We start from the raw sequence: 23,276 nt of genomic DNA, 5'->3' as shown, positions 1-23,276 counted from the left end.
TGAGGTAGCTTATAAAGTATAAAAGGAGGAGAGTTGTTTCCAACAACTCTCCTCCTTTTTTATCTGCTTATTGGAATTTTTGTTTCAATATTCTCTTCCACCCTATTTTCCTTATCCGGAGTAAGTGTAAGGAAAGCTAAACAACAAACAATGCCAAAGACAACGAGCAGCCAGACGACTCCGTCATAGGAACCGTTAAAAAGATCAATCATAAAGCCGATTGATATCGGAGCAACAAAACCGGCTACCTGCATACCAAGGTTAATCATTCCGACAGCTGATCCACCCACCGCCTCCGGCAGGCGCTTGATCGGCAAGCTAAAAATAACAACTGATAGCACCCCCGCGAACATAGGCAATATCGATTGATAGATCACTAACCCTGTAATCGTCTGGGCATTGAACATTAAATGCACCATCACTGCAATTCCTATTCCAGCAGCAGCTCCAAACCATTTTTCATTGCCAGACTTGACTCTATCCAGTACATAACCAGCTAGAAGAAAGAAACCAAATCCCGTGACAGCAGGAATCATTTGTAAGATACCTAAAGCCCGCAAATTAAGCCCTCGTTCATTTACCAAATAAGTCGGCACCCACGAGGCAGTTCCCCAGCTAATAAAACCGTAGGCAAAAGAGGCTATCATTAAGCTCCATACAATAGGATTTTTCAACAACACTTTAAATACACCTTTTACCGGAGGCTCGGCTTGTTCATCCATTGATGGTGAGCTCTCCTGGTGCGGACGCTCTCTTTTCGGCTTTAAGTAATACCAATACAACAAGCCGATTAAAGAGCCGCACACCCCAATGACCACGAACATCATCCGCCAGCCAATTTGAAGAAGCATCGTTGTAGCTAATAAAGGCGCGGCAACACCTGCAATCGTCAGTGCGGAAAGATAAAAAGACATCGCCCGGGATCTTTGCTCTTGAGGAATGGTGGAAGAAATTAATTTTGCCCCTGCAGGGAAAAAACTGCCTTCTGCCAAGCCAAAAATAAAGCGAATGGCAATGAGCGAAGCAAGCGACCAAGCTAATCCTGTCAAGCCAGTGAACAGGGAAAAACCAACGATGGAAAGGAAAAGTATTAATTTAGCACCAAATCGATCAGCTAACCATCCACCGGGAAGCTGCATAATCGCATATCCCAAGAAGAAAATACTTAATATCAATCCTGTTGAAGAAGCGTTCAATTGCAAATCCTTGGAGATGTGTACAATTCCATAATTAATAAGAAAGCGATCCAGACCAGAGATCAAATTACCCATAAATAGCAAAAATATGATCATTTTTGGATTAAGACCATATGTGGATCCGTTCAAATGGATTCCCCCTAAAGTTTATTGGTCCGTAAATAGCTTCAGCATACTGTAAATTGCCCTTAGTCCCTATCTTGCCATGAGAATCAATTTTTTGAGCCATCAGCCTTTTAATAGCCGGTTTAGGAAGTTTTTATCGCTTCATGTCCATAAACTGGTTGTCCGGCAATATAAGTAGCGAGGATGGAAACGTCTTTAATTTCCTCTGGGTGGATTGCTGTAGGGTCTGCCTCCAGCACAGCAAAATCAGCCTGCTTTCCAATCTCAATACTTCCTAAAACGCTTTCAGCAAAGTTTAGCTGGGCTCCGTAAATAGTCATGGCTTTTAACGCTGCGATGACATCAATGCGTTGCTCAGGTCCGAGAATGCTGCCGTCCTTTTTCAAACGGTTCACTGCTGCCCACACAGAAAATAACGGTGAAATAGGCGTAATCGGGCAATCAGAATGAAGCGTAAACAACAAGTTGAACTTAATAGCTTCCGCTAACGGACTGATACGCCTTGCTCGCTCTGGTCCTAAAAAAATTTTTTCATGGCGGTCTCCCCAATAATAGACATGGTTAATGAAAAACGAACCAGCTATCCCAAGCTCCCTCATTTTTGCTAAATCCTCTGATGTAGCGGTCTGGACATGTTCAATGCGGTGCCGATGATCGCCGCGAGGATGCTTAGATAAAGCATATTCATATGCCTCTACTATCGAACCAATAGCGCGGTCCCCATTTCCGTGGGTCGCAATCCGAAAGCCGCGCTGATGAAGATCGGCCACTTCTTCATTAAAGGCTTCCTGTGGATGAATCAAACCACCAGTAACATCAGGATTCTGATAATATGGCTGTCGCAAAGCTCCCGTCAACCCCTGAATAGAGCCATCCTGAAACAATTTCGCACTATCAAGTCTGGCCATACCGCCAGAGCGCTCCCTAATTTCTCTGTCCAGTTCAGCAGCCGAATACCCCTCGAACATGCCTCCTTTACGAAGAAGGTGATGCATAATCAGCAATTGCGTGCGCATAGGGTTTACCCCTTTTTCTGCCGCCTTTAAATGAGCTTCAAAATCATCCTTTCCGAAGATGGCTGCATCTGAATTCGTTGTAATTCCTTGTGCTACATAGTCCTTTGCCGCTTCGCCTAATGCATTGACCATATCATCTACAGTCAGTTTAGGCATCTGATTCATAACTGGCTGCATGGCAGCTGATTCATACAGCACTCCATTCAAGCGGCCTTTCTCATCTCGTCCATAGTGTCCGCCTTGTGGATCAGAAATCGTGTCCGTTAAACCACCTATTTGCAAAGCCAGTGAGTTGACTGCAGCCAGGTGCCCGGAGGTGTGTGTAATGTAAACAGGATGATGAGGAGCCGCTTGATCTAAATCCTTTCTAGTAATATGACGCTTTTCCAGAAGAAGAGTGTCGTCATAGCCATATCCTTGAATCCATTCTCCGGCCGGTATTTCTTTGGCTTTCTCTCGAATAATCTCCACTATATCGTTTATTGTCCGGTTAGGCGGCGTGCCACAGTTCAACTGGTTTTTCATTTGTCCGTATGCCAAAATATGATTATGGGTGTCGATAAATCCCGGAATAAGCGTGGCTCCTCTTAAATCCACCACATCTGTTTGGGCTGTTATTTCCAATTCACTTTTTGAAGGTTCCTTCTCTTTCCAAATGCCAACAATCCTGCCTTCTGATACTGCGACGGAGCCAGCCCGATGATTTTTGCTGTCTAATGTTAGTACATTGGCGTTTTTAAATAAAAGATCGACTTTGCTCATTTGTCATCCTCATTTCTTATATGGATTTGAATATTTTACGGCAGACTCTACAGACACGGCCAACAAGCTTTCCCTCCTAGTTATTTGATCCTGCTTGATGAATTTTCAATACATTTAAGTTATTAAAATTTTAACGTCTAAATTTTGAATATTCAATAAATTTTTACCGTAAATTTATCTGACTACCTCATAACTATTATCGGGAATCTTAATGAATGGCAGAGAAAATGAGAACGCCAAAAGAATGGATTGGCATATAGTATTTTTTATTGGCTTTCAATAAAATATATCTTACCAACTCCTTCTAACTCTTCTCTAAAAAGGCATCAAAAGTACACATTGCCGGGAAACTTCTCTTGAGTTTTCCAACTAAATCTGCCTCATCAGTAGTTACAATGACAACGGTCGTATCAAAAAAACCAAATTCAATTCTTGCTTCTTTAAGCGGAGACTTGTAATTTCTGCTCCAATAGTAACTGTTATCGTTAATAGAAGGAAATTCATTCACTTCATCTATATTAAAATCAAGGCTAACACAGGTAATGACTCCGAATATTAATAGAATGTTATATTCTTGAATAATAGAATAGAGTTCACTTCCTGTTAACACTACGAGATCCCCTTCAAGCTCTGGTAATGTAACCTCCTTCTCTTCATGAAAAATGTAGCCTTCAATATCAGTAAAAACCCAATTAAAGTCTTTAACTTCCTCACCAAAAACAGATAATACTTCGTCAACATAAAAAGGATACGAACCTTCGAAACTCTCTATACAAACTCTCATTTCTTCCCCCTGTTCTCTCCAAAAGAATGGATTTTTTAAGTTCAATCATATATATAAGAGCTGAACGAACCCGCTAACAGCGAATATGGCAGGCAGCCAATAGGATAAAGGCTCCTTGGCTATTGCAGTCTAGACCTCTAAAGTACACAAAGTAAGACTGGTGTCCCACCTTCCTCCTCCTTCACCTTAGCCGCATATTCAAATCTAAAGTTGCCCATATTATCGTACAAAGTATCGTAAATTCTAAAGTGCTCGCTAAAATTAGCTTTTAAATATCATTCTGCTTCCTTGCTTCTTCTTTGGCATTATTCAGCTTCATACTTACAATGATTTTCACTGCAAGCGGACCCTTTCCGTTACAATCGGCAATTGAAAAAAACAGCATGCCTCTTTAACAGAGCCCATTATTTAAGAAAGCAATAAAGCTTTTTCGGGCTTGTTCTTTCTTTATTATTATTGAAATTTGTAAATATCGTCCAGCCTCTCCACAAAATTACTATAAACTATTTGATACTGGTGATCATTTAATTTAGACAGTATTCTATAATTAGACGATAAAAATGAATGTAAGCAGAGGACTGATTACGTGTTTAAATACAATGTTTGTTTTTTAAAAGTCATGATAGGATCTTAATGTTAAACCGCAAAAAGCCGCCTATCATGGGCGTGTGGAACGGTGTTGGCGGTAAATATGAAGCGGGTGAAACAGAGGATGAGGGTGCCATTCGCGAGGTGTTTGAGGAGACTAGCTTCAAAGTAAATCAATATTATTCAAAAGGGATTATTACCTGGGATACGAGTGATCGAAAAAAAGATGGATTATACGTGTACTTATTTGAAGTGGATCCCGCATTAGGAAATGAACCAATAAAAAAACAAGAGAAGGCATTCTCGATTGGAAACACATCGATTGGATAATGAACCCTGACAATTTAGGGATTGCTGAAATGATCAATCAGTATTTGCCTGTTCTATTAGCCGAAGAAGGCGATTATTTATTCGAATATAAAGATGGCAGAGTAACAGTCATAGAGTAAGAAGATTTATTTAAATGTTTCCCATTCAACCACTTGATTGAATGTTTGACTTTTACAGAAAGGAAGATGATTTTATGAGGACAGAAGAATGGGACCTAACGAACTTTAAGCTGCTTCCTTCAGCTAAACCTCCAATGTTTCACGGAAATACGGTCAGAAAGACGGTCACAGACCACCTTTGGAGGAAAAAATTGCGCCCGGCAGTATTGGAGCAGCAAGGAAAAAAATGCTCGATTTGTGGATGGGTCCCTGCGGCTGGGAAGGAAATGAGGCACCTTCATCTTCACGAGATAGAAGAATACGATTTTGCAAATAAGGTGTGCCATCTCATAGATATCCAACTTATTTGCAGAAAGTGCCACTCATTTCAGCACATTATGAGAACTCAATTAGTTTCGACACAGGAGCAATGGGATGACTTGATGCAGCACTTCATAGAAGTAAACGGCTGCTCTCCTGACATCGCAGATCACTTTGATCTTATCATCGCAAGAGCATTACAGCTTGAGGGCTGGCTGAGATTACTTCCTTTGCAGGAAACAATGGGATTAACCCCAAATCCGGTCCGGTATACGATTCATCCCCATCTCCCCTTTGCTGAAGAATTAACCAAACAAATAGAAAAAAAGGGGCTTCTCTATCAACCTGGACTGCAGGGTTAATTGGGCGAGCTCAGAGAAATCAAAAAGCCGGCCTATAAAAGCCAGCTCAAGCAAACTGCTATGAACAGTTAAAGATGCTTCTCCTATTAAATTTGGCTAAATTGAATTTCATCGATTATTTGAGCAATCTTTTGCTCTCCTTCTAGGGCCCAATTCGTTTTCCGATGTATTGGCGCATCCTTGTCATCCGGACTTTGGAATTGATCCAACCCGGTGGATGCAAGCGCCGGGCTTTCATCATCATCTAAGCCAATATTGGCGATATGCTTAATGACAAAAGGTGTTTTGAAGACGAGCAAGGCATCATCTTCATCCAGCATGCCCGACTCTACATCGAATGGCAGGCGCAAGTAAATCGATTCTCCCCCATCACTATACAAGGTCGTATCAAACATTCCGTGATCAAATTCCCAGTTCCCGCCAATGACGAGCCCATGATGTTCGAATAAGCTACATACTTCTCCGTATAATGCCCTCTTTCCTTCCAATTCCGTTTCAAGTTTAATCATTTTGATCTCTCCTCTGCTGTTATTGATTTCCATTTACCCGCATAGAAATGTTTCAAAACTGCATGAATGGAGGAGAGATAATTGCTCCTATGAAGCGTAGAAGGTTTCGCTTTCCCTAGCTTAACTCCTTTAATCGTTTATTTAATAGTTCTGCTTGTATTAGTGCTTGCTGATCTTGTAAGATATCACCCGGCCGGTTGCCTTCTCCTAAAATATAGGTAGAAAAATGCATATTTAAGAAATCAAACGTATATTGGAATTGCTGGATAAGAGGCAGTCCTTTAATTTTTGGTTCATCGCCGCCGACAGCTAGAACGATGGCTTCTACAGATTGTAAATGTTCAGTGAACTGCGGAAACCGTTCATCCCGGATGGCCTGACTGAGCCGATCAACCATATTTTTCATGATCCCCGACATAGTGTACCAGTAGATAGGCGTAGAAAAGATAACGATGTCACTTTCTAAGAAAGCGTTGATGATGATGTCATAATCATCTTCTACTGATTGAAAGCCGCCCTCCGCGTGACGCAAATCGTGAATCGGTTGAATAAATAAATCCTTTAGATAAATTTTTTGATGTTTGATATCTTTCGTTACTAAATCTGCAAGACGTTCACTATTGCTTTCTTTTCTAGAACTGCCTATAAATGTTGTAATATTCATTGATTTCATTCCTTTCTGTATTGCCTTCTCTTCTTTAACGTCTATCAACTACGTAGTATTTCTCATGAGAAATCTTACACTGAAATTGGTTGTGTTCGTATGCATCATAAACGAACACAGCCGATTTAGGTCTATACTATATGGCTCATCATGTGTAAAGAACATCAGTTAAATGAGTTTGCCAGTTTTCTCTTACGATAACTGTCCTTTAATCATCGTAATGCAGTCTCCACTCAATTCCACTGTGTCTCCTTGGATTGTCAGCGTTATTTCGCCCCCGCGCTTTGAGTCTTGATAGGCAATAAATTTCTCTTGGTTTAGGCGGCTGCGCCAATAGGATGCCAAGGCACAATGGGCAGAACCAGTCACATAATCTTCATCGATTCCTATCTTAGGGGCAAAATACCTTGATACAAAATCGTATGTATCTGCTCCTCGGCTAGTAATGATGAGGCCTGATCCTTCTAACTCTTTCACCGCTTCTATATTAGGTATGGTGTTGTGAACCATGTCTTGACTTTCCAGCTCTAAAATATAACGATCTTCTGCCCAGGCAGCTTCTTTTATAGGAAAATTAATAGTCCGCTGTAATTGAGCGATTGCCTCTACATAAGCGGATTCTTTTATAGGAAACCTTAAACTAATTTGTTGCTCTAATCGCTCTGTTTGCAGGAGACCCGACTTTGTGTCAAACGTAATAACCTCGTCCGGAGAAGAAAAGCCCTCGCTCCACAGAATGTGCGCGGCTCCTAATGTCCCGTGCCCGCACAAATCAATTTCTTTAGCCGGTGTGAACCATCTAAGTTGATAGGTATCACTGTCCCCTTTTGTAATAAAAGTGGTGATTGGCTGATTTAACTCTTTCGCAAGTAATTTCATCCATTGTTCCGCTCGCTCTTCTCTCAAGAAAACGATGGCTGCAGGATTTCCTTTAAACGCTTCTTTAGTAAAAGCATTGATCAAATAGAACTGATTTTTCATATACAGTCCCCCTAAATATATTAATTCTCAAAGTCTTCACAGAAAGCGAGTAATAAATTAGGATGTTTCTACTGATCTTTCTATTATACAATGAAATTTGAATACATTTACATTATTGGAATCTCCACTGTAATTAGAAAGAAGGGAAGCTGCCTGAAACAGTGAAAATGCAAAATAAGGAGTGTATAACGATGGATCGGATTTATTTTGTAGATAACCCTTGGCCAAATGGGCATCGAATAGCCCGATTTGAATGGCGGGCTCATTTCAAATATGAAGAAGAAGAGGCCTTAGAAGGAAAAGCAGGATTGTATTTTGATTTTCATTTAGAAACAGCGGATTATGATGAGGATGATTCGGAGGACGATTTAGAAGAAGAGGATCACGAAGAAGCAGACGATTGGCAAGCTAAGATTGTATGGAATAACTATCACAGCTGTACTTTGTCATCCGAAGCTTGGGATAATAAAGGTTTTCGTGTAGGAAGCGATCAGGCACCATTTGATCTGGCCGCATTAGACGGAATGGAATTTAAAATTGATTTTTTATCCGAGAAGCAACAAGAAGAGCTCAATCTAGACCTGACTGCATTTGATGTTTATTTGCTCGGTCACGATGCGTCCGCCTTTCATGAAATCAAATTTACAAAGACTGAACATCAAACTTACCAAATTGATTGGAAAGGAAAGCTGGCACTTGTGTATGCAGGGGATGATGAATTCAAGTATGATTTTCACACCTCTATTTCTTCGGTCTCATTTAGCGGAATTACAATCCCTGATGACATAACGGATGAGGCAGCCTATATACTTCTGAGTCGCTTCGTCAGCAATCCGGCACTATTTGAATTGCAAAATGATCATGGAGAAAGACGATTTATCTTTAAGTAATAAAAGCGCAAAAAGGCCTTCCACTGTTTAATCAGCTCCTGGAGGCCTTCTTGCTAACTGATACCTTTATTACCTGCATTTGGCTGATCGACGCCTCTCACACGGTGCCGCTGGCCATCAACTTTACAATAATAAACATGCCCGCCTTCAACGGAAGTGTAATCCACTAAACCATAAGTATGTTTTGGTATAAATCCATCAACAAAATCCGCCTTTGCAGTCTTCATCATATACTCACTTCTTCTAAAGATAAGAACTGTTAGCGCTGCTGCTCCGCCATTTTCTTATTCAGCCTTTCCTCTAGGACATGAATCATATACAAGAAATGATCCGCCTCCCGCAAAACATGGTCTGCTAATAAAGGATTGATTACATTACGAATCTGGCAAGAGCGAATCAGATCGAGCCCCGTTTTCTTGAATGCTCGCAGTTCTGTAGCAGCATTTTCGCTGTCTTTATTCATTCTTCCGATAATTGGGTATGTTGGCTGTTTATGATACAACATGGATTCCACATCTCTTGCTTGATTTAATAGTGTCTCAAAATCGTCTCCAAATTTTCTCGCGGTGTTAACTAAGTTCCTTTCAGATTGGTCCAGTAATGAAGAAATAAAGCGGGAATGCTCCATCATGATTCTAAGCCAGAAGACATTTTCATTAATTATGGCATCCTGAATAGGCTCTAAAATTCCCTTATTAAACTTTTTTAACGTCCGCATAAAATACTCGGCTTCCCTTGCAATATGGTCAACAAGTAAAGGAAAATTAAAACCGCTCACTTTACAATTTATGATCATGATTAGTAAATTTCTTTTGAAGTTCCGGAAGCCATGGACTAGCTCTATGCTTTCCTCATTTAATTTTCTTACTAGCGCTACATTGTTTGGCACTTGGTGCGCCTTTTTTTCCTGCTGTTCAAAATAGTAGTGAAACCTGTCTGTTTGCTGTATGAGCTGTGTATCCTTACGATTAAACCCTTCTCCCAAAAACAAAGCATGTTCCTTCATAATCCTGAGCCAAAATCTGTTTTCTGTCAGTGAACGCTCAACAAACATCTGTTCAGTAAGAGACTCGGGCTTCGCAGCAAATGATTCAGGAGAGACCAACATCTGGTTAAACTGCTCAGCGCTAACATGGCCAGGCAGCTGTGGCTGGTTCTGCATATTTCACCCCCATGACTTCCACTTTACTATTCATCATATTTAGCTGAAGATAAGATTATGATGTACATCCCAAACATTTATTATTTAAAAGGCAAATCTGTGTTTTCTTCCATCGGCAGGGCATCCATGTCCCCTCGTAACAAAATCGTTTTGCCATTGCCGGTGGTTACGACAAGACCGGCTTTTCCTACTTTTTTGGTTTCATTCCCATATCAGTCAATATTTTTTCAACGTAAGCGACAGTGTTAGGAAGTTCAAATCCAATTTCGGGGTTTTGATGAAGGTATCTGCGATAGCCTACTAGCTCATTCCTCATCTCATTTGCCTTTACTAAAATTTCATGACTCATTTTTCTCTCCCCTTTTCCTTTGAAACCTTTGCTCAATTCATAAACATATGCTTTCTGCATGGCCGCTAAAAACAGCTAGGCATGCTGCCTTATGTGTGAGCTGTTAACCCGTCTATCCATTCCGGCAATCGCTTTCAAAAAAGCACAGCTTATCTGCAGATTGGTTTTTTTATCCACTTTATTAGATTGCAATTTTCATGCCAACCTTTAACCCCTTAAGGAACCTTGTGATTGTAAGGTTTTATACAGAAAAGGAAAGTTTTTTACTTTTTGAGAGGGACAAATTTTCACCCCTTTATTTTATTAACTGTGAAAATCCCTCCTCATGTTCCATGCTCTTAAGTGCACAAACAACGAAACAAGCATCTTTTCTTTAATTGAAGAACGAAAAAACCACATGCATTCCACTTTACGGTAAAGTGGAATGCATGTGGTTTCTTACACAATTGGAGGGATAAATGAAAATTCGTTCAGTGAGAGGTCCTGATTATTACACCATTTCTCCCCTAATCAATGAATGGTGGGGGGAAGGAATATGGCTGATATGTTACCAAAATTATTCTTTGACCATTTTACACATACAAGTTTCATGGCAGAAAAGGATGGCAAGCTTGTGGGCTTTCTAATAGGCTTCCTTTCTCAATTCCACCCAAATGAAGCCTATATTCATTTGGGTGGAGTTCATCCTGATTACAGAAGGCATGATATTAGAAAGCATTTGTATAATCATTTTTTACTGCCGTTATGCAACATGGCCGAAATGTAGTCCGCTGTGTAACCTCCCTTGTCAATAAGGCTTCGATTGCCTATCATGCCAAGATGGGCTTTGCTATTGAAGAAGGCGATAAAAAAATCGATGGCGTTTCAGTTTACTCTAACTATGACGGACTGCATCGAGACAGGGTTTTATTTGTGAGACATTTAGTTTAATCAAGCGCTCCTTCTCAAGTGAGGAAATACGTTTGAGCTTTTCCTATTTTTCTAGGTACAGCAAAATCCCCTCTCACTTCCAGTGTAATGCCTGCAAACACTGGAAGTGAGAGGGGACGACCATTTATTCACTGCTCGTTTACTTCAAATAGGTTCTTTTTCTCTAGTTATTTCTTGTCCTTGCAATCAGGACATCACAGGTAGCATGACGGATAATCGCTTCTGATACACTTCCGATTAATAATCTTTCTACCGCATTTAAACCCGTTGCCCCTACAACAATCAAATCTGCTTCATATTTGGCTGCAATGTTTTTTGGAATTTCCATTCTAGGAGAGCCAAACTCAAGGACTGTGCTAATATTCTCTGCGCCAAATTTTTTTGCTTCTTCTTTATAGTTATCAAGCATCTCACGACCATGTTTTTCTGCCTCAGACACGATAGAACGCTCATACAATTCCAATCTAGTAAGATATCTAAGGTCCGCTACGTGAACAATAATTAAGTGGGCATTATTTTCGGCTGCCATGCCTGCTGCTTTTGTTAATGCCCGCTTTGCTTCCTCTGATCCATCCACAGCGACGAGAATGTTTTGGTACTTTTCCATAAGTATCTCCCCCATAAAAATGTTGTTTTCTCAGTTCTTATAATAGAGGATAGAATGTTTTTCAGGTATCGGGATATTCCCTGATTCTGCATCAATACTTGCTTATCTAACGCTTCTTTTTATGATTACTCTCTCGCGATTAAAACATCACATGGGGCATAGCGAATAACTGCCTCCGATACACTTCCTAATAAGAAGCGCTCTAGTGCATTTAAGCCAGTCGCGCCTACGACAATCAGATCCGCTTCATATTTTGTCGCCACCACCCCGGGAATCTGTCCTTTGGGAGAACCAAATTCAAGAGCCGTCCTAACGTTCTCTACACCAAATTCTTTTGCTTTCTTTTCACAGCGGTCAAGCAGCTCCCGGCCGTATTCCTCTGACCCTGCTGTAATGATATCTTTGTATTGCTCTACCGGAAGGAAAACTGTAGCATCTACTACATGCACAATCGTTAAGCGGGCTTTCTGGTTAACTGCCATATCTAATGCTTTTGCGAACGCCCGCTGTGCTCCCTTCGAGCCATCCACAGCGACGAGAATATTCTCGTACTTTGTCATATATATCTCCTCCATTATCTTCTTATTGTTCTTCATTCCATCATATAAAAAAGAACACCTTTCGGGTATCAGGGCATTCCCTTAGTTACGATGAAATTTCCCTTTATTTCCTGATTTCTAAACACAGATTTATGGAATGGCCCATTATTTTTTTGTAAAATGAAACGAAAAAGAACGCTTGCTAACGAAAAGGAGAACACAATGAATCCTAAACAGGAGCATGGATGGGAACAAATTGCCCAATTGGTCATTGATCATGTAATAGACGGAATTATTACGATCAACCGGCAAGGACTTATAGAATCATTCAACCCAGCTGCAGAAAAGATATTTGGCTATTCTTCTGGGGAGATTATTGGAAAAACAGTAAATACATTAATGCCCGAGCCTTATAAAAGCCAACATGATACGTATATCGACAACTACATGGAAACCGGTGACGCCAAAATTATCGGAATTGGGCGTGAAGTAACCGGAAAGCGCAAAGATGGGACCACTTTCCCGATGGATTTAGCTGTTACACAGTTTTTCATTGAGGAAGATATGCATTTTGTAGGTATTGTAAAAGACATTACAGAAAGGAAAAAAACAGAAGCAGCTTTGGAAAAAGCACTCAGAGATAATTTTGAGCACACGGTAAAAAACCTGCAAAATCTAATATTTAAATTGAAAAAAGATAGAAACAGAAAAATCGTTTATACGTTAATGGCAGGACAAAACGCTCAAGAAATTGGCTTGACGACCATGAACACTTTAAACAAAACGCCATCTGACATCTTTCCTAAACATATAGCTATGGAATTAGAAAGCTATCATGAACGAGCCTTTCAAGGAGAAAATGTAAACTATGAATGGTCGTTTGCCGGAAAGGTATTTTACATCTCCCTTTCCCCTATTTTTGAAAGCAACTTTGTCATCGAGGTAGTCGGATCTGGCATTGATATTACAGACCGCAAAAAAATGGAAGAGGCGCTAGCACTAGCCCGAGACCACGCTCTTGAATCTTCGAAGTTAAAATCACAGTTTCTTGCAAATATGAGTCATGAAATCCGGACACCGATGAACGGTATTATTGGAATGGTTGATGTATTAATGGATACACCCCTCAATCATAAGCAACGGGAATATATCAGCATTATTCGAGATTCGTCTCAAGCTCTCTTGACGATTATTAATGATATTCTTGATTACTCCAAAATGGAAGCGGGAAAAATGACGATAGAGCACGTCTCCTTCACCCCTACTTCATTAGTGGAAGGAATTGCAGAAATCTTATTGCCAAAGGCTCGCCATAAAGAGATATCGCTTCTAACCTATATAGATCCTTCCATTCCAAACGTGCTTATTGGTGATCCCGGGAGGCTGCGTCAAGTTCTTTTGAACCTTTCCGACAACGCCGTTAAATTTACGGAAAAAGGAAATGTCCTTATACGCGCGATCTTAAAGGAAGTCAAGGACGGGAAAGCCGTTATCCATTTTGCCATTATTGACACAGGAATTGGCCTTTCAGATGAAGAACAGGATGGCTTGTTTCAACCTTTTGTCCAGTCAGACGGTTCGACCACTCGCAAATTCGGCGGGACTGGCCTTGGACTGGCCATATCAAAACGGCTAGTAGAACTGATGGACGGAGAGATAGGTGTAGAAAGCGAGAAAGAAAACGGATCAACTTTTTGGTTTAACCTGCCGTTTTCGATCGAGGAGTCATCTAAGCAAATGGAACAGCGCATGGTTGATATGCCCTTGGAGCATCTGCGCCTATTAATTGTAGATGATCATCCAGAGGAATGTGAGATTTTGCAAAAGTATGTTAGCTCATGGGGAATGATGAACAAAAGTGTTGATAATGGCATCGATGCACTGGCAGAGCTGCAAAGAGAAGCTGTTAACGGACAGCCTTATCACCTCGTTATCGTTCATCTGGAGAATCTCGGAATGAACCCTGCTACGTTTATCCAAATCGTTAAGCAAACTCCCTATTTGTCAAAGCTTCATCTCATTTTAATTAATGATTTTAATGAACAAAACAACGATTTAATTGTCTCTGAGTATGACGCATGCCTTTCAAAGCCAGTGAAACAATCACAGCTCTTCGATTGTATAGTCAGCCTAGCCCATCCTCTACCAAAAAAAGGCACAAATGAGGAAAGGAAAACGAATAGCATGACCGGTCAGCATGAAAGAATAAATAGGAACCATCCAATTCTTCTAGTAGAAGACAACCCGATGAATCGCAAGGTGGCCTTATTTCAATTGGAAAAATTAGGGTATACGGCGGATGTCGTCACTAACGGGCAAGAAGCGGTTAAAAAAATAACTACACATGACTACGCTTTAATTTTAATGGATATTCAGATGCCCATAATGGATGGAATAGAAGCGACAAAAGCAATCCGAAACAGTCCCCCATTAGAGAAACGAATACCAATCGTCGCCATGACCGCCAATGCTATGAAAAGCGATAGAGAAAAATATTTGAAGGCAGGCATGGACGATTATTTAAGCAAGCCGGTCAAACTTGAGAAGCTGCGTGAAGTCCTTGAGCATTGGATGCCGAAAAGCGAGTCGCCTCTCCCGGAGACAAAAGTGGATGTACTTAGTAAGGGTCAGGAAAGTGCCCCTATTGCTATCCATCGGCTGGAGAAAAGCTACGGAGACAGCAGCATGGTAAAGGAGCTTCTGGAGATGTTTTTATCAGCAACTCCAGATTTAATGGAGCGCCTTCATCAATCGATTGTGGAACGTTCAGAAGATTTGGCTGTAAAAACTGCGCATAATTTAAAAGGCTCTGCAGCTATCATTTATGCAGAGCAATTCACCCAATTGAGCAAAGGTATAGAACAAGCGGCCAAAGCAGAAAATTGGGATACAGCTTTATCCACTTATAACCAGCTCGTGCAACATTTCAGACACTTACAAAACTTTATACAGCAGTTAAAATATTAATGCTCATGGTTGTTCTTTAAAGTGAAAACAGGACATTTTGCTTTTTGTGTAATTAACTTTACACTCTCTTCACTTGCAGTCTTTGCAATAACCAACAAATCATAGCAATCCGACTGGGTGATTAAAGCGATTTCTTGAGAAGGGTTCCCCATTCGAACCATTTTCTTGTGGTTTATTTGTAATTCGTTGAGATAGTTGCCTGCTTCCTGAAAAAATTCTGAGTAGTGATGAAGCTTCTCCGCAAGCTTCACTCCCTCCTGAAAAACTTCCTGCAGATGATCGGAAACAGGAAGGATATAAAGAAAAGTAATGGTTGCTGTGGAAGGGCCGGACTCGCACTTTACAACACGCTTAACAGCTTCTAGTGCATGCTCGGCATTATCTGCATAGACCAATATATTGTTATCCATACTTCATCCTTTCCTTTCATAACTTTTTATTTATTATAAAGGCAGAAAACACAAAAAAATATCAGGGCTTTCCCTGATATTCTCTGGTTCGTTATATAGTTTATAAGGGATGATCAAGACTGAGCATCCCCTTTTTCATTGCATAGGCAACTAGTTCATGTCTTTTTTGAAGGCCAAGCTTATCCATTATCCGGCTTTTATGAGTCTCCACCGTTTTTACACTAATATATAAGATCTCAGCGATTTCTTTATTGCTGTAGCCTTTTGCAATGAATACGAGTATTTCCTCTTCCCGGTTGCTTAACAATTTATAAGTATAAAGATCTTCCCCGCAGTTCACTCGTTTCAAAAAATCTTCCACTAATGATTTAGCTGCAGAGGGATGCAAGTAAGCTTGCCCTTCCCATACGGCATTAACGGCGGTAAGCAATTCTGAATCAAGTGCATTTTTCAAAATATAGCCTGAAGCGCCTGCTTGCAGCACCTGAAACAAATAATCCTCATCATCATGCATGGTAAGTATTAAAACCTGGGTTTCAGGAAGGGATTGTTTTAATTCTCGTGTGGCTTCTAAACCATTTTTGCCAGGAGGCATGCTGAGATCCATAATAACGAGGTCCGGCTTTAGAGACAACGCCTTCTCAACAGCTTCTTGCCCATCAGCCGCTTCACCCACCACTTCAATATTTCCCTGCTTTCCGAGAAGCATTTTTACACCCATTCTAACGATAGCATGATCATCTACAATCAAGGTGCGAATAACCTGCATCACACTTTACCTCCCCTGCCTCTAAACCTCTGTCACTTGTATTCTATCATTTACCAGCAAAGGTGACGAGCCAAATCCGGTTAACTGTAATAAGTAAAAAGGAGGCTTTTAACAAGGGGATAGAGAAGGGATTAGCTTCTTTCTCTATTACCCAATACCTTTTCCTATCAGGCCTTAGATAGTTTTTTTACCCTTAGAACTAAAAGAAGAGAGATGATTAATAATCCTATAGTAAAGCTTGTCACTCCAGACCACCCAAAGAGCGACCAAAACACACCGCCTGTTGCTCCACCGACACTTGATCCTAAATAATAGGCAAATAAATAAAGGGACGAGGCTTGAGCAATATCGTGCGTAGCATGTCGGCTTACTAGCCCGCTTGCAACAGAATGGGCGCCAAAGAATCCGAATGTAAATATCACAATACCAATCAGTTTATAAAATATTGGTATGGGCAAGGTCAGTAACACACCGCACAGCATAAGCACTGTGCCCGTCAGTATCAATAAAGGGCGTCCATACCTGTCAGCAAGTATGCCAAACCAAGTTGAACTAAATGTGCCTACTAAATAAACAAGAAAAATCCAGCCGATAATTGTCATGCTTAAATAATAAGGCGGTTCCGTCAGCTTAAAACCAAGATAATTAAACACAGTTACAAAACTGCCCATCAAGAAAAAAGCGATCAAGAACAATGACACCAAGACCGGGTCTTTCAAATGAGACATGAGCGACCGGAACAGCGGCCTTAAAGCTAATGGCTGTGAGACAAAATGCTTGGAAGGCGGAAGCGCCCACATAAAATACACACAGGCAATTAGACTGATGCTTCCTAGCAAAATCATACCTGCTGTCCAGGAAACAAGATCAGTTATCGTTCCCATAAGCACTCTTCCTGCAAGTCCACCGATGGAATTTCCACTAATATAAAGACCCATGGCCACACCTAAGCTTCTTCCCTCTATTTCTTCTCCTAAATAAGCCATAGCAATAGAAGGAATTCCAGCAAAAGCAAACCCCTGTATAATCCGCAGCATAAGAAGAAGCTTAAAAGACGGTGAAAATGCGACGACCAAAGTTAACAGAGAGGCTATGACAATGCAAATGGACATGATATTTTTTCGTCCCCATGCCTCGGAAAGAGAACCGAAAATAAGCAGACCAAATGCCAGCGAAAGTGTAGTTAACGATAAAGACAAGCTGGCCATTGTTGGTGTGACATGGAACTCTTTCGTGAAGATTGGCAAGAGCGGCTGGGTAATATATAGGTTGGCAAACGTAATAAAACCAGCGGCAAATAATGCAAAATTAGCTTTTTTGAAGGCTGGCGTGCCTTGTTGGATATGCTCTTTGTTCATGGCAGCCTGTTTGTCTTTACTCATGGTTATCATCAGATTCACTCTGTCTTTTCCATTCGAGGGAATCTAGAAACATACGGACGTCTTCATACACCTGTTGGCGTTCCTTCCCTAGTGTAATAATATGACCCGAATCTTCATACCAGCGAATAAGCTTATTTTCTACATTCACTGTATTGAAGATAATATCCGCACTTTCTCTATAGACAGGATGATCCAATCTCCCCTGCAAAACAAAAACAGGAGAGGCAATCGCCTTTAAGCTATTTTTCACCTGACTAATAAGTTGCTGTAAGTCCTGCAAAGAAGCCACTGGCATGTTAGTGAAGTCTTTCATTTCAACTCGTATTTGTCCATCGCTTTTCCCTTCAAATTTTTTATATCCTTCTGCGTAATCGTTCACACGTCTATATAAACCCTCGATATCTTTTGCTAAGACAGGGGCACATATCGAGACAACCGCCTTCACTTTTAAAAAAGAAGCCAATTTTAAAGCGAAGGTTCCTCCCAATGAAATACCAATAACAGCGATTTCCTCATATCCCTCTGAAGTCAGATGGTCATACCCATCTACTGCATCTCTCCACCAATCTTCAGGACCTGTTTGAATGAGTCGATCTGGATCTGCTCCATGCCCTCTATATAAGGGAGCATGACAAGTGTAACCGTATTCCTGCAAATACCTTCCGAGCATTTTGACATCAATCGTATTGCCGGTAAAACCATGAAGTAAAAGAACAGCTCTTGTCTTTGCCTTATACATAAAAGGCTTTGGTACAACAATTTTCATGTTTATAACTCCCTGTTAGTCATCTGTTGTGAAATCTGTAGATTTTTATTCCTCTATATAAAGAATACAAAAGTAAAAACAATAAATATAATATATAATTTATATTGTTTTATAAATTATATTTATAGGTAGGGATTTAAAGATGAATATACACGCACTTCGCTTATTTACAAAAGTGGCTGAATTGAAAAGTGTTTCCAAAGCAGCAGCTATCCTTAGAATTAGTCAGCCAGCTGTTACCATTCAAATTCGGAATTTAGAAAAAGAAATGGGATTTACGCTAATTGAATCAAAAGGAAGAGGAATCACCCTTACACCTAATGGTGAGTTTCTCTATAAACAAGCACAGAGACTGTTTGATCTGGAGAATGACATAGAAAATAAGATAGACCAAATAAAAGATTCAGGAGTAGATGACTTAAATATTGCCGCCTCCTACGTGCCGGCCAATTTCCTATTGCCTAAATGGTTGTGTCATTACAAAGAAACGTATCCATCTGTCATGATTAATGTAAAAACAGAAAATACACAGCAAGTCATCGAGCAGCTGCTCCACTATAAAGCCGATCTAGCTTTCGTTATTGAAGAAAGCAAGCATCACCCCGATTTGGATTATCAATTCCTAATGGATTTGGAATATTGTTTTATTGTTCCCTCCCATCACCATCTTGCTGAAGAAACCATTTCATTTGAAAAGTTAATGGATGAGCCATTTATTTTAAGGGAAAAAGGCAGCTCCACTAAAGATTTGTTGCTTGCCTTATGCAATCTTCATAAAACCCCTCTGCCAAAGATCGGCATGCAGCTATATGGATTAAATGAATCGATCCGAACAGTTGCCGCGGGTTTTGGCGTCATGCTGGCTCCCTCCATCGCTGTAGCCGACTATATTCAGCAAAAACAGGTCGCAAGGGTCTATGTTAAAGATATTGATATTAAGCGGCCTACCTATCTTTGTACAAGAAAAAAGGAAATCGACATGCTGCCTCATGTCTCTCATTTTGTGGACATTGTCATGAATAATTAATACTTTGCTTATCGTTGTGTAATGGACTAAATTTACGAACAGCTTAAAACAAAAGATGAGCGATACACGGTGCCCTGTAGAAAAAGGCAAATAACTCAGTACAAGCATCCATACATCTGTCCTCCACCGTACATATCTTAACAGTAGATAAATGATTAAGGAGGGGTTTAAGTGGCAGGGAAATTTGGCAAACAACAGGATTCAATCACAAGAACCAGTATGGACCTTTTGATTGGTGAATTGTTTAAGAAGCATGGGGCAAAAATGAACAAACCAAAACTAAGTGCACGTGAAAAGAAAGAATTACAAAATCTCTTAAAAGATTTAAAAAAGAACGTAGAGAATCTAACAAAAAATGTCGAGAAATAGGTCATTAGGAAAAATAAAAAATGATAAGGAGAAATAAAGAATGAAGGAAAGTAGGGTATGGGCCGGTGAAGCCCCTGAAGTGCAGGGTATGGATCTAACTGAAAGAAGATGCCATAGAAGTTGGAGTGCGTTAGACCCCTCATCAAGTCATCCATTAAGCAATGAGAATCAGGATTTAACTGGGACAATTGAAACAATCCAACAATCTTTTGAGCAGATTATCGTCATTGACTCGGCAGATGTGGAGATTGTAACAACTGACACACAAGCTGCACTCTCTGTGCAAGTAGCGCTCCAAGCTGCCATCGCATTAGTTATCAGCATATCAATTGCGGATAGTGAAAAAGCCGAAAGAATTACACAAGATTTATTAGGAAGACTAAAATCAAGCCAAGTAAATCGGCAGCAAACATACGTTGAGAACTCAAGAGGCGTCAGAATTACAACAACTGATACTGACCTAGTTGTAAATATTCAATTGCTGTTGCAAGTCCTCATTGCACTTCTTGTAAGAATTAACATTTTATAAAGTTTTTATTACTCTCTTTTGTATCCCCTTATGAATAGCACTAGTAGAATAAGATCCATCGCAGAATCATTATATTAGAAAATAAGGAAAGAGAGAATGATTGGTTATATAGATGAGAAAGTCATCAGTGTGTTGATGTGTGCTTCTCTTTGACTGTCAAGATATCCCACGAAAAGTCATTTAGCAAGCCAGAAACACAAGCACTCCCCAGGATCATGTTTAATAGACGTTGCTCTTTGGATTTAAGTCCTCTTTAAATGCTTCCTACTCAATACACTCTATCACAACAACTTATTAATACGAGTCTGTCTAAGCTGCGGTACCGCATAATCTCTGTTGTCCCCTATAACAAGACAAGATCATAAAATGCTTTTCCCCCTTATTCCTTAACTATCATACTTTGAAGGCCAGGTAGTCCGCCTGGCTTTTTTACCTTTTCTCTGAAGATTATTTTTCCTTTATGGAAATATATTCAAACCCATAGGAACGATGTTTACTATAGAAAAAAGAAGCTGTTCTAAAAGTCATGTTTACTGACTAATAGAACAGCTTCCTCATTTTATTTATTATCATCGTCGTTCTCACGCTGTTCAGCGCGTGCTTCGCCGCCTTTTTCTCCAATTTCCTGGTAAAATTCCTTGCCATGTTTACGGGCTGTAGTCTCTCCGCCTTTGCGGCCAGCCTCTTCGACTGTCATTTTATCTTTCTCATTGTTATTAGCCATGAAAGACTCCTCCTTCTATCTATTTTCTTCCGTCCTGCGCTTTTCCCTTTTCTCTATTTCCTTAAACCAACGTTAATCGAATAGCTATCATTTAACCTTTATATTTAAATCGCCCTTTGTAACCGGTTCAAATGCCGCTTTCTTTTTGACTGTTATACTTCCATCCTTTTCTAAATATGCATGTTCCACTTCATTGATGGAAAAGATGCTTTGCTTTCTTAATGCTTCTTTTAAATCTCTCAAATCCAGGCAATTCTTTTCGAGCATCTTATGATCAAGTTCTCCATCACGAATAATTAAAACTTCCTTTCCAGATATAAAAATTTCCACCTTATCTGTATGAAACATAATTTTATCAAACAGTAATTTGATCGCACACCATGCCAGGAGCATGATCAACACGACATACCATTTCACTTGTGGATCATAAAGGCCGTTTCCGAATATTTCCGAAAGCATAATACTCCAGATAAAGTCAATAGGAGTCAAATTAGAGATTCCTTTTGTACCTGTCCACTTCATACAAATCACAAGAGCCACAAAACCACTGGCAAGTTTAATTAACATCATTCCAAGTCCCATCTTTTTACCCCCTTCTCTCTTTTGTAAAGAAAGCAGAAGCCAAGAAGATCATTAGAACAATTCCCAGACTGATAAATAGGCCATATCGCTCATTAGCTCGGAGAAGCGCGCCGCATAGAACAAAGGCAATTAATAAAATTCCAGTATAGGAGGTAAAAGGTGCCCCCGCCATTTTAAAAGTGTGTACAGCTTCCCTGGTCATATAAGTCTTCCGGTGTTTAATTTGGGAAGATAAAATGATACACCAATTCAAAATCAGCGTTACTCCTGCTGCGGTGGTTAGATACTCATACACGGTACTCGGCAGAAAGAAAGAAACAATAACAGACGCAGCCAGCCCGGATATTCCAAGGATCAGCGCTCGCAAAGGAACTCCTTTTTCGGTTATATGAGACAACGACTTTGGTGCATCCCCATCCTTTGACAAGGAGATTAAAACCTTTGTAATAGAAAACAGCGACCCGACCATCGTTGAAAATGCCGCACTAATAATAATGATATTAAAAATGGTCCCCAAATAAGGAATCGGGAAGTTTGATAACGCTGTTACGAATGGACTCTCTCCCTCGCCAATCTTCGTCCAAGAAACCATTGATACAACCATAAAGAGAGAAAAGACATATAGACATACTAATGCGATGATTAAAGCAATCCCTGATTTACTGACATCTTCCTTATGCTTAAGCTCGGTGGAAGTCACTCCAATGACGGCAATTCCCCCAAAAGAAAATAGGGCAAAAATAAGAGAAGACCACCAGCCGGTAAAGCCATGCGGAAACATATTAGACATATGAAAAACAGACCCTGCATGCATCTTGGCGGCCCCCGGGGAAATAACCCCTAAAAGAAGCAAGACGCCAAACAAGATAAAAATCACTAAAGTGGACAATTTAATCACAGCAAATACCGTCTCGACTTTTCCGAAGTTGCTCATCCCTAAAAGATTGATTCCAAGGGCGAGCACCGAATAAATAATCGCAAAAACCCATAATGGAACATCGTGAAACCAGTACTGAGTGAAAATGGACAAAGCTGTCACTTCACTCGACATAATCAGCACACCGGAAATCCAATACATCCATCCGCTGACAAATCCCATCCGATGCCCAAAAGCGAGTTTGGCATACGTCCGGAATGAGCCTTCCTGAGGATCGTGAACTGACATCTCCGCCAAAGCACTGAAGGCCAGGAACGCAATAATCCCTCCTAAAAGATAAGCAAAAATCATAGAAGTGCCGGCCGTCTTAATGGTAAGTCCCGTCCCTAATAAAAAACCCGCCCCGATAATCGAGCCGATGCCAATCAGCGAAAGCTGCCACCACTGGATTCCTTTCGTGTTCCCTTTCGCTTGTTCTTGCTTCTTTGTCTCATTCACCATCTGCTTGACAACATGTTCATTATGCATTTTGCACCCTCCTCGCGTTGTGTCTGCTACTCCTTTAGACCGCCTTCTAGAGGAATAAACATTAAAAACAAGAAAGATGACAGAAATTCGCTTTTACCTCAGCAAGTTAAAAGGAGCAAGGAATGGCAAGAA

General features: G+C 40.4%; 24 protein-coding genes and 2 pseudogenes. 8 read left to right on the top strand and 18 right to left on the bottom strand.

Annotated features, from left to right (window positions below; translation table 11 throughout):
• Positions 1-59: 59 nt before the first annotated feature.
• The 3 genes from CJ483_RS16010 to CJ483_RS16000 form a co-directional block, all read right to left on the bottom strand.
• The gene (locus CJ483_RS16010) at positions 60-1,325 is read right to left on the bottom strand and encodes an MFS transporter (RefSeq protein ID WP_120036138.1); all 1,266 of its coding nucleotides are present in this window, start codon (positions 1,323-1,325) and stop codon (positions 60-62) included.
• 119 nt (positions 1,326-1,444) lie between these two features.
• Entirely contained in the window at positions 1,445-3,100 is a 1,656-nt protein-coding gene (locus tag CJ483_RS16005) for an amidohydrolase (protein ID WP_120036137.1), read from the bottom strand.
• Positions 3,101-3,404: 304 nt separating this feature from the next.
• Complete coding sequence (locus tag CJ483_RS16000) at positions 3,405-3,884, bottom strand: hypothetical protein (RefSeq protein WP_120036136.1); 480 nt, start codon at positions 3,882-3,884, stop codon at positions 3,405-3,407.
• 633 nt (positions 3,885-4,517) lie between these two features.
• Between CJ483_RS16000 and CJ483_RS15995 the strand changes: the two genes are divergently transcribed.
• Positions 4,518-4,802, top strand: coding sequence for an NUDIX domain-containing protein (locus tag CJ483_RS15995; RefSeq protein ID WP_259455685.1), 285 nt, complete (start codon positions 4,518-4,520; stop codon positions 4,800-4,802).
• A 193-nt stretch (positions 4,803-4,995) separates the two neighbouring features.
• Positions 4,996-5,583 (top strand): hypothetical protein, encoded by a 588-nt coding sequence (locus CJ483_RS15990; RefSeq protein ID WP_120036135.1) that lies wholly within the window; start codon positions 4,996-4,998, stop codon positions 5,581-5,583.
• Between the two features lie 86 nt (positions 5,584-5,669).
• On the opposite strand, the gene CJ483_RS15985 is transcribed toward CJ483_RS15990, so the two are convergent.
• The 3 genes from CJ483_RS15985 to CJ483_RS15975 all read right to left on the bottom strand — a co-directional run bounded on the left by CJ483_RS15985 (position 5,670) and on the right by CJ483_RS15975 (position 7,737).
• Positions 5,670-6,092, bottom strand: a complete 423-nt coding sequence (locus CJ483_RS15985; RefSeq protein WP_120036134.1) for a YugN family protein — start codon at positions 6,090-6,092, stop codon at positions 5,670-5,672.
• A gap of 115 nt (positions 6,093-6,207) precedes the next feature.
• Entirely contained in the window at positions 6,208-6,756 is a 549-nt protein-coding gene (locus tag CJ483_RS15980; protein ID WP_120036133.1) for a flavodoxin family protein, read from the bottom strand.
• 192 nt (positions 6,757-6,948) lie between these two features.
• Positions 6,949-7,737 (bottom strand): PhzF family phenazine biosynthesis protein, encoded by a 789-nt coding sequence (locus CJ483_RS15975; protein ID WP_120036132.1) that lies wholly within the window; start codon positions 7,735-7,737, stop codon positions 6,949-6,951.
• Positions 7,738-7,928: 191 nt separating this feature from the next.
• On the opposite strand from CJ483_RS15975, the gene CJ483_RS15970 reads away from it, so the two are divergent.
• A complete protein-coding gene (locus CJ483_RS15970; RefSeq protein WP_120036131.1) occupies positions 7,929-8,627 on the top strand; it encodes a hypothetical protein in 699 nt (232 codons plus the stop codon).
• Positions 8,628-8,680: 53 nt separating this feature from the next.
• Here the strand turns inward: CJ483_RS15970 and CJ483_RS24595 are convergent, their stop codons facing one another.
• The 3 genes from CJ483_RS24595 to CJ483_RS24590 form a co-directional block, all read right to left on the bottom strand.
• Entirely contained in the window at positions 8,681-8,857 is a 177-nt protein-coding gene (locus CJ483_RS24595; protein WP_182917081.1) for a hypothetical protein, read from the bottom strand.
• Between the two features lie 29 nt (positions 8,858-8,886).
• Positions 8,887-9,789: a DUF2935 domain-containing protein gene (locus CJ483_RS15965; RefSeq protein ID WP_120036130.1), complete on the bottom strand. Its 903-nt coding sequence runs from the start codon at positions 9,787-9,789 to the stop codon at positions 8,887-8,889.
• Positions 9,790-9,976: 187 nt separating this feature from the next.
• Positions 9,977-10,138, bottom strand: coding sequence for a hypothetical protein (locus CJ483_RS24590; RefSeq protein WP_182917080.1), 162 nt, complete (start codon positions 10,136-10,138; stop codon positions 9,977-9,979).
• 458 nt (positions 10,139-10,596) lie between these two features.
• Here CJ483_RS24590 and CJ483_RS15960 point away from each other — a divergent pair.
• Positions 10,597-11,068: pseudogene (locus tag CJ483_RS15960) on the top strand (GNAT family N-acetyltransferase).
• A gap of 163 nt (positions 11,069-11,231) precedes the next feature.
• On the opposite strand, the gene CJ483_RS15955 reads toward CJ483_RS15960, so the two are convergent.
• Positions 11,232-11,675, bottom strand: coding sequence for a universal stress protein (locus CJ483_RS15955; protein WP_120036129.1), 444 nt, complete (start codon positions 11,673-11,675; stop codon positions 11,232-11,234).
• 125 nt (positions 11,676-11,800) lie between these two features.
• Positions 11,801-12,235: a universal stress protein gene (locus tag CJ483_RS15950; RefSeq protein ID WP_120036128.1), complete on the bottom strand. Its 435-nt coding sequence runs from the start codon at positions 12,233-12,235 to the stop codon at positions 11,801-11,803.
• Between the two features lie 201 nt (positions 12,236-12,436).
• On the opposite strand from CJ483_RS15950, the gene CJ483_RS15945 reads away from it, so the two are divergent.
• Positions 12,437-15,181: a response regulator gene (locus CJ483_RS15945; RefSeq protein ID WP_182917079.1), complete on the top strand. Its 2,745-nt coding sequence runs from the start codon at positions 12,437-12,439 to the stop codon at positions 15,179-15,181.
• Here CJ483_RS15945 and CJ483_RS15940 read toward each other — a convergent pair.
• The 4 genes from CJ483_RS15940 to CJ483_RS15925 all read right to left on the bottom strand — a co-directional run bounded on the left by CJ483_RS15940 (position 15,178) and on the right by CJ483_RS15925 (position 18,508).
• Complete coding sequence (locus CJ483_RS15940; protein ID WP_120036126.1) at positions 15,178-15,591, bottom strand: universal stress protein; 414 nt, start codon at positions 15,589-15,591, stop codon at positions 15,178-15,180. The two genes, CJ483_RS15945 and CJ483_RS15940, sit on opposite strands and share 4 nt — an antisense overlap.
• Positions 15,592-15,691: 100 nt before the next feature.
• A complete protein-coding gene (locus CJ483_RS15935; RefSeq protein WP_120036125.1) occupies positions 15,692-16,360 on the bottom strand; it encodes a response regulator transcription factor in 669 nt (222 codons plus the stop codon).
• Positions 16,361-16,527: 167 nt separating this feature from the next.
• Complete coding sequence (locus CJ483_RS15930; protein WP_120036124.1) at positions 16,528-17,751, bottom strand: MFS transporter; 1,224 nt, start codon at positions 17,749-17,751, stop codon at positions 16,528-16,530.
• The gene (locus CJ483_RS15925) at positions 17,735-18,508 is read right to left on the bottom strand and encodes an alpha/beta hydrolase (protein WP_120036123.1); all 774 of its coding nucleotides are present in this window, start codon (positions 18,506-18,508) and stop codon (positions 17,735-17,737) included. The genes CJ483_RS15930 and CJ483_RS15925 overlap by 17 nt, the downstream gene beginning before the upstream one ends.
• Before the next feature lie 142 nt (positions 18,509-18,650).
• Between CJ483_RS15925 and CJ483_RS15920 the strand changes: the two genes are divergently transcribed.
• The 3 genes from CJ483_RS15920 to CJ483_RS15910 all read left to right on the top strand — a co-directional run bounded on the left by CJ483_RS15920 (position 18,651) and on the right by CJ483_RS15910 (position 20,433).
• Complete coding sequence (locus tag CJ483_RS15920) at positions 18,651-19,535, top strand: LysR family transcriptional regulator (protein WP_120036122.1); 885 nt, start codon at positions 18,651-18,653, stop codon at positions 19,533-19,535.
• A gap of 171 nt (positions 19,536-19,706) precedes the next feature.
• Positions 19,707-19,904 (top strand): hypothetical protein, encoded by a 198-nt coding sequence (locus CJ483_RS15915; protein WP_120036121.1) that lies wholly within the window; start codon positions 19,707-19,709, stop codon positions 19,902-19,904.
• A gap of 40 nt (positions 19,905-19,944) precedes the next feature.
• Positions 19,945-20,433 (top strand): spore coat protein, encoded by a 489-nt coding sequence (locus CJ483_RS15910; protein WP_120036120.1) that lies wholly within the window; start codon positions 19,945-19,947, stop codon positions 20,431-20,433.
• A 574-nt stretch (positions 20,434-21,007) separates the two neighbouring features.
• Here the strand turns inward: CJ483_RS15910 and CJ483_RS15905 are convergent.
• The 3 genes and pseudogenes from CJ483_RS15905 to CJ483_RS15895 all read right to left on the bottom strand — a co-directional run.
• Positions 21,008-21,157: pseudogene (locus tag CJ483_RS15905) on the bottom strand (KGG domain-containing protein); the annotation flags it as partial.
• 87 nt (positions 21,158-21,244) lie between these two features.
• A complete protein-coding gene (locus CJ483_RS15900) occupies positions 21,245-21,739 on the bottom strand; it encodes a DUF421 domain-containing protein (RefSeq protein WP_120036118.1) in 495 nt (164 codons plus the stop codon).
• A 4-nt stretch (positions 21,740-21,743) separates the two neighbouring features.
• Positions 21,744-23,144: an amino acid permease gene (locus tag CJ483_RS15895; protein WP_120036117.1), complete on the bottom strand. Its 1,401-nt coding sequence runs from the start codon at positions 23,142-23,144 to the stop codon at positions 21,744-21,746.
• Between the last annotated feature and the right edge of the window lie 132 nt (positions 23,145-23,276).

This window comes from Bacillus sp. PK3_68 (assembly GCF_003600835.1).
Classification (GTDB): domain Bacteria; phylum Bacillota; class Bacilli; order Bacillales; family Domibacillaceae; genus Pseudobacillus.
The sequence above is the reverse complement of the archived record's forward strand: the minus strand, read 5'-3'. Positions and strand labels throughout refer to the sequence as shown.

What these genes read in the sequence shown, in the direction of transcription:
- CJ483_RS16005 (WP_120036137.1), bottom strand. Translation starts at nt 3,100, where the DNA reads ATGAGCAAAGTCGATCTTTTATTTAAAAACGCCAATGTACTAACATTA.
- CJ483_RS16000 (WP_120036136.1), bottom strand. Translation starts at nt 3,884, where the DNA reads ATGAGAGTTTGTATAGAGAGTTTCGAAGGTTCGTATCCTTTTTATGTT.
- CJ483_RS15995 (WP_259455685.1), top strand. Translation starts at nt 4,518, where the DNA reads ATGTTAAACCGCAAAAAGCCGCCTATCATGGGCGTGTGGAACGGTGTT.
- CJ483_RS15990 (WP_120036135.1), top strand. Translation starts at nt 4,996, where the DNA reads ATGAGGACAGAAGAATGGGACCTAACGAACTTTAAGCTGCTTCCTTCA.
- CJ483_RS15985 (WP_120036134.1), bottom strand. Translation starts at nt 6,092, where the DNA reads ATGATTAAACTTGAAACGGAATTGGAAGGAAAGAGGGCATTATACGGA.
- CJ483_RS15980 (WP_120036133.1), bottom strand. Translation starts at nt 6,756, where the DNA reads ATGAATATTACAACATTTATAGGCAGTTCTAGAAAAGAAAGCAATAGT.
- CJ483_RS15975 (WP_120036132.1), bottom strand. Translation starts at nt 7,737, where the DNA reads ATGAAAAATCAGTTCTATTTGATCAATGCTTTTACTAAAGAAGCGTTT.
- CJ483_RS15970 (WP_120036131.1), top strand. Translation starts at nt 7,929, where the DNA reads ATGGATCGGATTTATTTTGTAGATAACCCTTGGCCAAATGGGCATCGA.
- CJ483_RS24595 (WP_182917081.1), bottom strand. Translation starts at nt 8,857, where the DNA reads ATGATGAAGACTGCAAAGGCGGATTTTGTTGATGGATTTATACCAAAA.
- CJ483_RS15965 (WP_120036130.1), bottom strand. Translation starts at nt 9,789, where the DNA reads ATGCAGAACCAGCCACAGCTGCCTGGCCATGTTAGCGCTGAGCAGTTT.
- CJ483_RS24590 (WP_182917080.1), bottom strand. Translation starts at nt 10,138, where the DNA reads ATGAGTCATGAAATTTTAGTAAAGGCAAATGAGATGAGGAATGAGCTA.
- CJ483_RS15955 (WP_120036129.1), bottom strand. Translation starts at nt 11,675, where the DNA reads ATGGAAAAGTACCAAAACATTCTCGTCGCTGTGGATGGATCAGAGGAA.
- CJ483_RS15950 (WP_120036128.1), bottom strand. Translation starts at nt 12,235, where the DNA reads ATGACAAAGTACGAGAATATTCTCGTCGCTGTGGATGGCTCGAAGGGA.
- CJ483_RS15945 (WP_182917079.1), top strand. Translation starts at nt 12,437, where the DNA reads ATGAATCCTAAACAGGAGCATGGATGGGAACAAATTGCCCAATTGGTC.
- CJ483_RS15940 (WP_120036126.1), bottom strand. Translation starts at nt 15,591, where the DNA reads ATGGATAACAATATATTGGTCTATGCAGATAATGCCGAGCATGCACTA.
- CJ483_RS15935 (WP_120036125.1), bottom strand. Translation starts at nt 16,360, where the DNA reads ATGCAGGTTATTCGCACCTTGATTGTAGATGATCATGCTATCGTTAGA.
- CJ483_RS15930 (WP_120036124.1), bottom strand. Translation starts at nt 17,751, where the DNA reads ATGATAACCATGAGTAAAGACAAACAGGCTGCCATGAACAAAGAGCAT.
- CJ483_RS15925 (WP_120036123.1), bottom strand. Translation starts at nt 18,508, where the DNA reads ATGAAAATTGTTGTACCAAAGCCTTTTATGTATAAGGCAAAGACAAGA.
- CJ483_RS15920 (WP_120036122.1), top strand. Translation starts at nt 18,651, where the DNA reads ATGAATATACACGCACTTCGCTTATTTACAAAAGTGGCTGAATTGAAA.
- CJ483_RS15910 (WP_120036120.1), top strand. Translation starts at nt 19,945, where the DNA reads ATGAAGGAAAGTAGGGTATGGGCCGGTGAAGCCCCTGAAGTGCAGGGT.
- CJ483_RS15900 (WP_120036118.1), bottom strand. Translation starts at nt 21,739, where the DNA reads ATGGGACTTGGAATGATGTTAATTAAACTTGCCAGTGGTTTTGTGGCT.
- CJ483_RS15895 (WP_120036117.1), bottom strand. Translation starts at nt 23,144, where the DNA reads ATGCATAATGAACATGTTGTCAAGCAGATGGTGAATGAGACAAAGAAG.